Source organism: Cellvibrio sp., from assembly GCF_039207905.1.
In the GTDB taxonomy this organism is placed as follows: Bacteria; Pseudomonadota; Gammaproteobacteria; order Pseudomonadales; family Cellvibrionaceae; genus Cellvibrio.
The window spans coordinates 106,350-118,965 of sequence record NZ_JBCECX010000006.1 but is presented as its reverse complement, the minus strand read 5'-3'; the positions used below and the strand labels follow the sequence as shown (position 1 = coordinate 118,965).

General features: G+C 48.8%; 12 protein-coding genes. 9 read left to right on the top strand and 3 right to left on the bottom strand.

From position 1 onward, the window contains the following. Positions 1-165: 165 nt before the first annotated feature. The gene (locus AAGC78_RS05275) at positions 166-1,017 is read left to right on the top strand and encodes a 6-carboxytetrahydropterin synthase (RefSeq protein ID WP_435783056.1); all 852 of its coding nucleotides are present in this window, start codon (positions 166-168) and stop codon (positions 1,015-1,017) included. 5 nt (positions 1,018-1,022) lie between these two features. Here the strand turns inward: AAGC78_RS05275 and AAGC78_RS05270 are convergent, their stop codons facing one another. Next, positions 1,023-1,394, bottom strand: a complete 372-nt coding sequence (locus tag AAGC78_RS05270; RefSeq protein ID WP_435782999.1) for a DUF6164 family protein — start codon at positions 1,392-1,394, stop codon at positions 1,023-1,025. Positions 1,395-1,495: 101 nt separating this feature from the next. On the opposite strand from AAGC78_RS05270, the gene AAGC78_RS05265 reads away from it, so the two are divergent. The 8 genes from AAGC78_RS05265 (at position 1,496) to AAGC78_RS05230 (ending at position 10,932) form a co-directional block, all read left to right on the top strand. Beyond that, positions 1,496-2,608: an MlaE family ABC transporter permease gene (locus AAGC78_RS05265; protein WP_435782998.1), complete on the top strand. Its 1,113-nt coding sequence runs from the start codon at positions 1,496-1,498 to the stop codon at positions 2,606-2,608. Then, positions 2,608-3,447 (top strand): ABC transporter ATP-binding protein, encoded by an 840-nt coding sequence (locus AAGC78_RS05260; RefSeq protein WP_435782997.1) that lies wholly within the window; start codon positions 2,608-2,610, stop codon positions 3,445-3,447. Before AAGC78_RS05265 ends, AAGC78_RS05260 begins: the two co-directional genes overlap by 1 nt. Next, positions 3,444-4,409, top strand: a complete 966-nt coding sequence (locus tag AAGC78_RS05255; protein WP_435782996.1) for an MlaD family protein — start codon at positions 3,444-3,446, stop codon at positions 4,407-4,409. Before AAGC78_RS05260 ends, AAGC78_RS05255 begins: the two co-directional genes overlap by 4 nt. Positions 4,410-4,413: 4 nt before the next feature. Then, complete coding sequence (locus AAGC78_RS05250; protein ID WP_435782995.1) at positions 4,414-5,013, top strand: PqiC family protein; 600 nt, start codon at positions 4,414-4,416, stop codon at positions 5,011-5,013. 29 nt (positions 5,014-5,042) lie between these two features. Continuing rightward, positions 5,043-6,038, top strand: a complete 996-nt coding sequence (locus AAGC78_RS05245; RefSeq protein ID WP_435782994.1) for a 2-hydroxyacid dehydrogenase — start codon at positions 5,043-5,045, stop codon at positions 6,036-6,038. Between the two features lie 3 nt (positions 6,039-6,041). Continuing rightward, positions 6,042-8,564, top strand: coding sequence for an alpha-glucan family phosphorylase (gene glgP, locus AAGC78_RS05240; protein ID WP_435782993.1), 2,523 nt, complete (start codon positions 6,042-6,044; stop codon positions 8,562-8,564). A gap of 97 nt (positions 8,565-8,661) precedes the next feature. Further along, complete coding sequence (locus tag AAGC78_RS05235; protein WP_435782992.1) at positions 8,662-9,531, top strand: substrate-binding periplasmic protein; 870 nt, start codon at positions 8,662-8,664, stop codon at positions 9,529-9,531. 225 nt (positions 9,532-9,756) lie between these two features. Continuing rightward, positions 9,757-10,932, top strand: a complete 1,176-nt coding sequence (locus AAGC78_RS05230; RefSeq protein ID WP_435782991.1) for an MFS transporter — start codon at positions 9,757-9,759, stop codon at positions 10,930-10,932. A 72-nt stretch (positions 10,933-11,004) separates the two neighbouring features. Here the strand turns inward: AAGC78_RS05230 and purU are convergent, their stop codons facing one another. Further along, positions 11,005-11,865, bottom strand: coding sequence for a formyltetrahydrofolate deformylase (purU, locus tag AAGC78_RS05225; RefSeq protein ID WP_435782990.1), 861 nt, complete (start codon positions 11,863-11,865; stop codon positions 11,005-11,007). Positions 11,866-12,048: 183 nt separating this feature from the next. Further along, positions 12,049-12,615, bottom strand: a complete 567-nt coding sequence (locus AAGC78_RS05220) for a hypothetical protein (RefSeq protein ID WP_435782989.1) — start codon at positions 12,613-12,615, stop codon at positions 12,049-12,051. Position 12,616: the final 1 nt, after the last annotated feature.

Below are 12,616 nucleotides of genomic sequence, written 5' to 3'. Positions count from 1 at the left end.
CTAATGATAGTTTTTATAAAAGGAATAATACCCAGAGTAAATCAAGTGTCTTGAGAATAGCCCAGAGATTGGCAATTGGCGAAAATCGCGCCGCGAAAACTGAGAAAATAAGCACTTGGGGGTGGTATTATGCCCACCCTCAGAATTAACCCGAATGGCGCTTTTATGTTGTTGTTTGTCGATAACCTCACCAATGTCGATTTCAGTTTCCTCGATCCGCAACGCGGTCTGCTGGGTGAAACCTGGCTGGCGAACGTGCGCCTCTTTGGCGAATTGGACGAACAAGGCATGGTGTGCGACTTCGGCACAGTGAAAAAAGTGCTGCGCCACTGGCTGGATACCGAACTGGACCACCGCCTCGCAGTGCCGGTGAACTCCCCCAATATCCACATTGAAGAAGACGGTGAGTTTTTGCAGATTCACTGGCAATTCGGCAGCGATGGCGAATTCCTCAGCACCCGCTCCCCGCGCGATGCTATCGCCCTGGTCGATGCCGAAGTGCTGACGCAAGAAACAATTGCTGCCTGGTGCATCACCCAGCTAAAACAGCAGTTCCCCGATAGCGTCGCACGCCTGGAGTTGGACTTTACGCTAGAGGTAATGGACGGTGCTTACTACCACTACAGCCACGGTCTGAAGAAGCACCTCGGCAACTGCCAGCGCATCGCCCACGGTCATCGCTCGCGCATTGATATCTGGGCTAACGGAGTCAAATCCGCCGCACTGGAACAGCGTTGGGCTGAAGAATGGAAAGATATTTACATCGGTACGCGCTCCGACTTACGCGCAAAACCGCAATATCAGGGCGCAACCTACTATCACTTCGCCTATGAAGCACAGCAGGGTCCATTTGAAATCACTTTGCCCGAGCGCTGCTGCTATTTGATGGATACCGACAGCACAGTCGAATTTATTGCCCACCACATCGCGCAAAAAACCCGTCAAGAAAACCCGGACTCTTTTATCCGGGTAAAAGCGTTTGAGGGAATTAACAAAGGCGCAATTGCCGAGGCCTGATCAAATCAGGCGTTGCGCAACAGCATCACAAAGGGTACGACGGTAAGACTGGCCACAAAGATAATCGCCACAACCAATGCGATAAACCGTATAGGTTGTGCGCAGAAACGCTGCCACACACTAGGGATCTGCCCCGCTTCCACCAGCTGCGCATAATTTTCCTGCTGACGAATAACACGTTCCGCCTGATAGCTGCGGATCAGTTCGCGCGCTGTTTCTTCCTGCGCACCATCTGCCAACCAGATTGCATCCAAGCCCACGCGAAAGAATCCCGCATTGGTCTCATAAAAGTGGATGTCGTGATTGCTTAACAGAGCGCGGATATCCTCTGCTTCGTCATCGGGAACATTGCTAAGCTTGAAAAGTAAACGGGCCATAGTATTTTCTTAAGTTGTTTTGTTACACGTCGCACCGATAAGCTGGCGTGTGAAAGATTATAAATGCAAGCATAACAGCATCCACATGATCAGGGAGCATAATGACAGACGCCAGCTTTGCAATTGCGCCAGAGAACAGCCCCTGCCAGTTACAAGTGCGCGGCGATTGGCTATTGGGGCACACACCTGAGGGTGCATCCTTATGCGAAGAGATTCCGGCAGACTGTCAAACACTGGCACTTGCTACTGATGAACTCGGCCACTGGGATTCAAGCCTCGCCACTGCACTCTTGCAAGTAGCACGCTACTGCGACGAAAAGAAAATCGAGTTCAACATCGACGCCGCACCCACTGCTCTACAACAACTCTTAAAACTTGCCACTGCTATCCCACCAGACACCAGCAGCAACACCGCAAAACAAACCACCTTCGCTGAACGCTTCCATAAAAATATGCAGGGTCGCCTGCAGGAATTTAATGCGACGCTGATTTTTATCGGCGATGTCAGTCTCGCAATTGGCAAATGGTTGCGCGGCAGCGCTAAAACCCGCTCCAGCGATATCGCCTGGTTTGTGTACCAAGCCGGGCCCAAAGCACTTGCCATAGTCACGCTGATCAGTGTGTTGGTTGGGATGATTCTCGCTTACCTCGGCTCGGTGCAATTGCGGCAACTGGGCGCGCAGGTTTACGTGGCCGATTTGGTTGCCATCGGCATGGTGCGCGAAATGGGCGCGCTTATGACCGCGGTGATTATGGCTGGCCGCACCGGTGCCGCTTACGCAGCGCAGCTCGGCACCATGCAGGTGAATGAAGAAATTGATGCGTTAAAAACCATGGGCATTTCCAGCATAGAATTTTTAGTGTTGCCGCGCTTGCTCGCGCTGGTTTTTATTATGCCGCTGCTGTGCGTTTACTCCGATGTGATTGGCATGATCGGCGGCGCGATGATCGCCGTGAGCATGGATGTGAGCGTCGGCCAATACATATTGCAAACCCAGGGCGCTGTCGATTGGGTGGATATCACCGCCGGTATTGTTAAAAGTATATTTTTTGGTGTGCTGATTGCGATTGCCGGTTGTCAGGCGGGATTAACCTGCGGCCGCAATTCCGATGCAGTCGGCATGGCTACTACCAAAGCCGTAGTGCGCGCGATTGTGTATCTGGTAATCGCCGACGCCGCCTTCAATATTCTGTACGACAAACTGGGAATTTAATGATGAGTGAAGCGGACAGCAAAGCAGCAGACAAAAAACTAGATGATTATGTCAGCGTGCGCGATTTAAGCATCAGTTACGGTAGCCGTGCCATCCAACAAAATTTGAATTTTGATATTCGTCAGAACGACATCTTCTTTATTATCGGCGGCAGCGGTTGCGGCAAAACCACGCTACTCAAAAGTATGATCGGATTATTACCGCCCAAAAAAGGCGAAGTGCTTTATCGTTTGCAGCAACAGGGAGAAAACCAAAGTGAGCAACAGCAAGTTAACTTTTATAAGTCTGAAGAAAAAACACGCCTGGAATTATTAAAGAACTGGGGCATTACCTTTCAATCGGGTGCACTCTTTTCCAGTATGACACTCGCCGAAAATGTCGCCTTGCCACTGCAGTTGTATACCGACCTTTCGGAAAAACAAATTGCCGAAGCCGTTGCTTATAAACTCGCATTAGTTGGATTGGGCGGATTTGAAAGCTATTTCCCCTCCGAAATCAGCGGCGGCATGCACAAACGCGCAGGTCTTGCGCGCGCTATCGCACTTGATCCACAACTGTTATTTTTTGATGAACCTTCTGCGGGCCTCGACCCCATAAGTTCACTGCGCTTGGATCAATTGATTGTACAAGTGTGCCAAGCCTTGAATTCCACGGTGATTATCGTATCCCACGAATTACCCAGTATTTTAACCATCGGAACCAATTGCGTTTTTCTCGACGCACAAACTAAAACCATGCTCGACAGCGGCGACCCAAGGGAACTGTTACACAACAGCAAAAACGATAAAGTTCGCCAATTTTTAAGTCGCGGCGAAGCCGCGGCCCAGGAGGCCACATGAGTAACAAAAAAAATCCCTCTTTTGTCATAGGCGCCTTCATCGTGGGTGCGACCATACTGTCGTTTGCGCTGCTGATCTTTTTTTCCGGCGGCAATATGTTTACCGATAAAGAGCGCATCATTATGTACTTTGACGGTTCAGTACAAGGACTGGTCGTTGGTGCTCCCATCAAATTAAAAGGTGTAGTCGTTGGTGAAATTACCGATATCCGTCTGCACTTCCAAAATGAAGAACCAGTGATACTTACCATGGTGAGCGCCGAGCTGGTGATGAAGCGCATCCATAAAAAAGGTACAGCGATAACCGAAGAATTTTTTGAGGAATCGATCAAGAATGGTTTGCGTGCACAACTCAATTACCAAAGCTTCCTCACTGGCCTGCTCTATGTCGAATTGGATTTTTCGCCCAACACACCCTTAAAGCTATACAAACTGCAAGATGATTATATTGAGCTGCCCACCGTATCAACGCCATTTGAAGAAATCACCAAAACGATTCAGGAATTAAACTTAAAAGGTGTAGTGAAAAATATTGATGGCTTAATTTTACAGGCGCGCAATATTGTTGATAGCGGTCAAATTCAGGCAACCCTTACCAGCGTCAGTACCGCTGCGGATTCCATTACCGTCACCTCGGAAAACCTGAATAAAGAAGTGCTGCAATTTAACAACACCCGCAAAGAGTTGGATGTTTGGTTGAAAGAGCTGAATAAACAAACACCGGAGATTGCCAATCAGGTCAACAGCAATCTGGTTGAACTGCAAAAAACACTGGTGCAATTTAACAAAGCCGCCGACACCATCAACAATACCTTTGCTGAAGATACACCGCTGGTTAACCAACTTAATTCCACATTGGAAGAAGTCAGCCGCTCCGCAAAAGCCTTCCGCAGTTTAAGCGAAACCCTGGAGCAACAGCCTGAATCCCTGTTGCGCGGAAAACAAATTCGGGATGAGGAATAAGCCCATGATTAAATACGCTGCCGTTAAATACTTTGTTGTCATCACTGTCCTCATCACCTTATGTGCTTGCCAACATTCACCACGCAAAGAATATTTTGCACTGAATGCTGCAATCGCAGAAAAAAACGATAATCAAAACAGCACCAGTGTTGAAAAGGTAGTCGGCATTGGCCCCTTGAGTATTCCTGAATATTTGCAGCACTCACGCATCAGCTATTGGAAAACACCACTGCAATTATCGCTGCTGGAAAACCAGTATTGGGCCGAACCGCTGGAGCAAGGCATCAGCCGCGTACTGCGTTTACACGTACAAGCCGCGCATCCGCAGTGGCGCGTGGTGCAATTTCCCTGGCGTAGCAACCAGCGTCCCGCTTACTCAATCAGGGTAGATATTCAGCGCTTGGATGCATTCCGCGATCACGCCGTCCTTGAAGCAGGTATCGATACCATTGATACGCAAACCAACAAAATCATTGCCAGCAAACAATTCAGTGCGCGTGTGGACTCATCCAGCAACTCTGCTGACATCGCACGCGCCTACAGCGAGTTGTTGCAACAACTAGCCAACGACATCAACAAAATGCCATCCTTAGCCAGTAAATAGTTTTTTGATATCTGGTTAAGGAGTCTTTAATGAAAATTGCCGTATTCAGTACCAAACCTTACGACCGCGAATTTTTAACTGCAGCGAACGAATGTTTGGAACATCCGCACCAATTGGTTTTCCATGAAAGCCGGCTCAACAGCAGCTCCAGCTTGTTGGCGCAGGATGCTAACGCTGTATGCTGTTTTGTAAACGATCAATTAGATGCACAAGTACTGCAACAATTAGCGGAATTCGGCGTAAAACTGGTGACCTTACGCTGCGCCGGTTTTAACCAGGTAGATTTGGCGGAAGCAAAAAAACTCGGCATAGTCGTCACACGGGTTGCGGAATATTCACCGCACGCGATTGCCGAGCATGCATTGGGATTAATCCTGATGCTCAATCGTAATTTGCATCGTGCGCATCACCGCGTGCGCGAAAATGATTATTCGTTAAATGGATTGCTCGGGTTTGATCTATATCAAAAAACCGTTGGAATTATCGGCACTGGAAAAATCGGTGCAACACTCGCGCGCATCATGCAAGGCCTTGGCTGCGAAGTGATTGCCTACGATACCCGCCCCGACCCGGCACTTGCAGCTGCAGGTGTCAGTTATGTTGCACTTGAAGATCTTTGGCCAGCTGCCGACATTATTTCGCTGCACTGCCCGCTCAATCAACACACCCATCATTTAATTAATGCTGTCACCATTGCGCAAATGAAACAAGGCGTAATGCTGATTAATACCGGGCGCGGTGGATTGATTGATACACGCGCGGTTATCGAGGGTTTGAAAAATAAAACCATCGCCCATCTCGGTTTGGATGTTTACGAAGAAGAAGCCAATTTATTTTTTGAAAACAACTCCAATAGCCTGCTGCAAGATGACGTGTTCGCGCGTTTACTCACCTTTCCTAATGTCGTCATCACCGGCCATCAGGCATTTTTTACGCGCGAAGCTCTCGCGGCTATCGCAACCACTGCACTTTCCAATGCCAGCTTTTTTGAACACGGAGAATTGGAAAAAATCTGTCAGGTATAAATTATGTCGATTGATCGCCCGCTGCCCGAACCACTGACCATCTTGCGTGAATTAGCAAATGACCTGCACTGGAGTTGGAACCATGCCAGCGACGAAATTTGGCGGCGGCTCAATCGCGATATTTGGGAGAGCACCGGCAATCCGGTGAGCGTATTGCAATTCACCAGCGATCAAACCCTGCAGCAATTAGTGAGTGATGCAGGTTTTATGGATGAGTTGCAGCACATAGTTGCAGCGCGAAAAAAATATCTGGAGGAGCCAGGCTGGTACAAACAGCGTTATCCCGAATCGCCCCTGCGCAGCGTTGCTTATTTCAGTATGGAATTTGGTTTGTGCGATGCTTTGCCACTTTACGCCGGTGGTTTAGGCATGCTTGCGGGCGATTATTTAAAAACGGCGAGCGATCTCGATTTACCTTTAGTCGGCATCGGATTGTTGTACCAGGAAGGTTATTTTCGCCAGAGTTTTAATCCGGATGGTTGGCAGGAAGAAACCTATCTCTACAATGATCCCGGCAGCTTACCATTGCAACCATTGCGCGACAGCGATGGCAGCTGGATGGATATAGAAACGTCTTTTTTGTGTCGTGAAGTCCGGTTCCGTGTGTGGGTAGCACAAGTCGGCCGCCTAAAACTGTATTTGCTCGATAGCAATCATCCCTGCAACCAACCCCATGACCGCGGCATCACTAGCAAACTCTATGGCGGTGGCAGCGAGTTGCGTTTAGTGCAGGAAATTGCGCTCGGTATTTGCGGTTGGCGCTTGGTAGAAAAACTCGGTTTGGATATTGATATCTGCCATCTCAACGAAGGCCACGCCGCATTCGCTACACTGGAACGCATCCGCAGTTTTTGTGAAAAAAACAACGTGGATTTTTGGCAGGGATTGTGGGCAACCCGCGCTGGAAATTTATTTACCACTCACACTCCTGTCGCCGCCGGATTCGATACTTATCCCACTGAATTATTGCGTCGCTATGCAGGCGAACCTGCACTCGCGATGGGAGTCATGCTCGACGATGTATTAGTACTCGGCCGCCTTGATCCAAAAAATAACGACGAGCCATTTAACATGGCCTATCTCGCCATGCGCACCTGCGCGCAAAGCAATGGCGTCAGTCAACTACATGGCGAAGTGAGCCGCCGAATTTTTCAGCCATTATTTCCGCGCTGGCCCGCTGACCAAGTACCGGTCAAACACGTAACCAATGGCGTTCATGTTCCAACATGGGATTCACCGGAAGCCGATGCGCTCTGGAGTGGAATCCTTGGTGAAGACCGCTGGCGCGGCGACATCGCCAATTTCGCCGGAGATGCATTGCAATCGGTGAGCGACCAACAACTATGGGATATGGCTGCCGCAGGTCGCACACGGCTGGTCGATTATGCGCGGCAGCGTTTCACTCGCCAGTGGCGCCATGAAACCCGCAGCAAAACCCTTGAGGATTTAATCAGCTGTCGGGTTCCCGATAATATGCCGCTCGACCCCAATATTCTCACCCTCGGTTTCGCGCGGCGCTTTGCCGAATACAAACGCCCTAACCTGCTGCTGCATGACCCCGAGCGTCTGGTGCGATTGCTGACCAACTCCAAACTGCCGGTGCAATTAATCGTCGCCGGTAAAGCCCACCCGGCAGATGAAACCGGCAAATCCAAATTAGCTGGCTGGCAGCAATTTTTGGAGCGGCCGGAACTGGCACCGCATCTGGTATTTCTCGAAGACTACGACATCACCCTGGCGCAACGGTTGGTGCAAGGTGTGGATGTGTGGGTGAATAATCCGCGCCGGCCCTGGGAAGCCAGCGGCACCAGTGGAATGAAAATTTTGGTCAACGGCGGGCTGAATTTATCCACGCTGGATGGCTGGTGGGCAGAAGCTTATGAGCCACAATTTGGCTGGGCATTGGGCGACGGCGAAGAACATGATCCCGCGCAAGATAATGCTGACGCTGAACAGTTGTATCACTTGTTGGAAGAAGAAATTATTCCGCGTTTTTATGCGCGCGATGCGGAAGGTTTGCCGCGCGATTGGTTGCAACAAATACGTGCGAGTATGACGCAACTGACTCCGCGTTTTAGCAGCAATCGCATGCTGCAGGAATATCTGGAACAACATTATTTGCCCGCTGCCACTGAGCACGCTGCGCGGCTGGACAATAATGCAGCACTCGCCAAAACGCTCAACGACTGGACACGGCATTTGCATCACCATTGGCACGAGATCCACATAAGTGAGCGTAACCTGAGTGAAAGTGCGGAGGGTTTACAGCTGGATGCGAACATTTATTTAGGTGCAATTGCGCCCGAGACAATAGTGGTAGAAGCCTTTGCTGACGCAAAAGATGGCCAGCCGATGCAGCAGATTAGCTTGACCCTCGCCCAGCCAAATGCGGTCAATGCTTACCATTACACAGGGATATTGCCGCAGGATCGCCCGGCAAGTGATTTCAGCCTGCGGGTGATTCCTGCCAATGGGCACGCACAGATTCCGGCTGAAAATGCACTGATTTGCTGGCAGTCCGCATAAAAACTTGCGCGCCAGCGAAATTTTAGCGATCTTAGACACCAACAGATTTGTTTAAATTGGCGCCAGTCGCCCAAAGCCAGTCGATATGGAGCTGTTGATGTCAGTTTGGTTACGCCCGGGTTTTGCCCGGCACCTGAAAATCCCACCCAACTTCAGGATGCTATTGCTCCTGACATTAGCTTTACCTTTACTTGCACAGGCCTCCAATCCAGCGCGCACATCAGCCCCCGCGCTTGATCGCACAATTACCATCGCCACTGGAGAATACCCGCCGTGGGTAGGCTCATCCTTACCTCACAACGGCTACGTCAATCACATCATCAATGAAGCTTTTGCCAGCCAAGGTTTAAAAGTAGAGTTTGTCTATTTGCCCTGGAAGCGCGCATTTGAGGAAACACGCCAAGGCAAATTCGACGCGACTTCTTACTGGTATGAAAATGACGAACGCCGCGAAGCCATGTTATTCAGCGATACCGTCATTACTAACCGCATTGTATTTTTCCAGCGCGCAGATGCACCAAAAGTTCAATGGAAAACTTTCAACGATTTAGCTCCCTATCGCATGAGTATTACGCTGGGATATACCTATTCGGGCGAATTTTACCAAGCAATCGACAGCAAATTACTCAACCCGATTATTGTTTCATCCGATGTACAAAATTTAAAATTGTTGATGGCCAAGCGCGTCGACTTTTTTGCGACCGATGAAATGAGTGGTTATTACATGGCTGCGCAATTGAGTATCGATCCGCGCAAATTAGCTGTGATTGAACCAGCATTAATTAAACCCCAAGGTTATTTGCTCGCTGGAAAAATCAATCCTGATTCGCAATTGATTATCAACACATTTAATCGCGGCCTGCGCACCATAAAAGCCAATGGTAAATACCAAAAAATTCTCAACCGGATTGATGCCACCAGTTTTTATAACCCCAATGCAAAAACACAAAATTCATCTGCACGATAAGTCACTGTCTTCGCATTTTTTGTAGTAATGCAATACTGATAAACAGAGATTTACATAACATCACTCAAACAGACAGAAAGTAGCTGGTATACTTGCCGCGCTTTTTTAGTGCATTCGTATTCAAATGCACGCTCTCCTCTTTTTTGCGATCCTGTTGTACGCAATAAATTGTACGAACCGAATCGCACCAACTGATTTGCACACGCCTGTGCGCCGAGAATAGTTATGTCTGTTACCGATGTATCCACCTCCCCCGAATTTGTAATTCGCGGTGTGCCCGAACAAATGTCAACGCGCTTGGCATTTTTAATCACTGGCCTCGCCATGTCCGCATGGGCGCCGTTAATCCCTTTTGTAAAAGAGCGCCTGGTTATTGGTGAATCCACACTGGGTTTATTAATTTTATGCTTTGGTGTTGGCTCACTTATCGCGATGCCGCTCACCGGTTTATTAGTCAACCGCTACGGTTGCCGCCGCGTTATCACCACCTCATTATTATTAATGTGTGTGAGTTTAGTGTGCCTCGCAATATCTCCCGGCATTCCGGGCATGGCCTTAAACTTGTTAATTTTCGGCATGATGCTCGGCGGCACAGATGTCGCGATGAACATGCAAGCCGTAGTGGTTGAAAAAGCCAGCGGCCGCTCAATGATGTCAGGTTTCCACGGTTTTTATAGCTTGGGCGGGATATTTGGTGCAGTGGTGATGAGTGCGCTTTTATGGCTGGGTTTATCGCCATTTCACGCGCTGATCAGCCTCGCTGCAGTTTTATTATTAATGCTCGCTTATTGCGCAAAAGATTTGCTACCCAAAAGTAATAGCGAAAATAGCAGCGGTGAACGCGATCCATTTTTTGTATTGCCGCGCGGAAAAGTATTGTTGATCGGCATCCTCTGTTTTATTGCATTTCTTTCCGAAGGCGCAGTATTGGATTGGGGTGCAGTATTCCTCACCAGCATTCGCGATATTGATCCGGTACACGCTGGTCTGGGTTACGCCTGCTTCTCGGTTGCGATGACTATCGGCCGCTTTACCGGCGACAAAATTGTCGGCGCACTCGGCGGAACCCGCATTGTCTTGTGGGGCGGCCTTTGCGCAGCACTAGGTTTTTTACTGGTGGTATTTGTGCCATTCAGCGCAGCGGCATTTATCGGTTTTACGTTAGTTGGTGTGGGAGCATCCAATATTGTGCCGGTATTATTTACCGCCGCAGGCAACCAGAATTCCATGCCAATGAGTTTGGCAATTGCCGCTGTGGTGAGTATGGGTTACGCAGGATTATTAGTCGGGCCAGCAGCAATTGGTTTTATCGCCGAATTGAGCAGCTTGAATGTATCTTTTGTGGTTGTTGCACTGGGATTGATTGCGCTGGCGGCGTGCGCGAAGAAAGCAACGAAATAATAACAAGTAAAATTTCAGGAACAATAAAAAAGCGGCGATATATATCGCCGCTTTTTTATTGTGCCCAGCAAATTAACGCGAAAACACCACCGTCTTGGTGCCATTCAACAATACGCGGTGCTCAGCATGCCAACGCACGGCGCGGTTAAGAACTACCGCTTCGGTATCGCGGCCGATTTCAGCCATTTCATCTGGCGAGTTAACGTGAGATACACGCTCAACTGATTGTTCGATAATCGGACCTTCATCCAAATCAGCGGTTACAAAATGCGCGGTAGCGCCGATCAGTTTTACACCGCGCTCAAATGCCTGATGGTAAGGTTTTGCGCCTTTAAAACCCGGCAGGAATGAATGGTGAATGTTAATCGCACGACCATTTAATTTTTTGCACAAATCATCAGAGAGAATTTGCATGTAGCGCGCGAGCACCAAAAATTCCGCTTGCAGATCCTGCATCAATTGCCATAACTGCCCTTCTTGCTGAGCTTTGGTGTCAGGCGTGATTGGCAAATAATGGAATGGCAATTGATACCACTCAGTCAGGTCGCGCATCACATTGTGGTTAGATACCACACCCACAATTTCAACCGGCAGCGAGCCATTTTTCCAGCTATTCAAGAGCGCATTCAGACAGTGACCCCACTGGGAAACTGCAATCAACACACGTGGCTTGGCATGGCTATCAAAAATATTCCAATCCATTTGGTACTGCTCACCCAACGGCTTGAACAGCGAGCGAATTTGCCCCAGGTTATATCCCACCGGGCACTCAAATACAGTGCGCATAAAAAAGCGATTACTGGTCACATCTTCAAATTGTGAAGACTCTTTAATATTAAACCCAAGGGTCGCAAACAGGGTGGCAACCGCCGCAACCAGACCTTTGGAGTCCTGGCAGCTAAAGGTTAAAACGATTTCTTTTACAGCAGACATTAAGTGAATTCCCGGTAAACAGGCTCGGACACTAGCCCGAAACCTTACAATCAAGTCGATAAAATAGTCGCCAAGCCTAAGGGATTGCGCGGGGGGAATTCAAGTACCGATTTATTATTCAACTCATTACCGGCTTATTATTCGCATTTTAACCAGTTTATTATTCGCCTTTTAACCAGCTTATTATTCAATAATACGCGCGCGGCTTATCAGCGCTTTGGTGATGGGGATGGCGAGGTTGATGTCGCTGCCCTGTGCCATGGTCAGCGTAATCCAATAGCTGTTTCTCTGGTCATTGAGGAGAAAATACACCTGGCGGTGCTGTTGGTTTTCTGCTTCGAATTCGTAGGCGCGGAACCATACGGTTTGATTCAGGAGGGTAGAGAAATTTCCGAGTTGGCTGACGATGAATTCACCCGACTTGCTTCGGTCACTAATGCCAGTCTCCAATCGTTTCCACAGGACACTGTTTTTCTCCCAATTTTTTACTTTGGTAGCGGCGATAAAATAAGCAGGTTCACCATTTATTTTTCCCGCAATCATGGGGTTGGCAATCGGTGTATTTTTTAATGCATCCGGCTGATCTTGCGGTGCGATGACTTCAAGCGAAAGTGAACTGGGCAAATCAATTTCCAATCCCTGAGCCAAATTCACTGAGGATGCGTAAACCGCTCCAGCATAAAGCAGCAGTCCAGCCTGGCTTAACACAACCAGAGAAAACCTCAGCGCGCTCGATAGAAAGGTCACCATG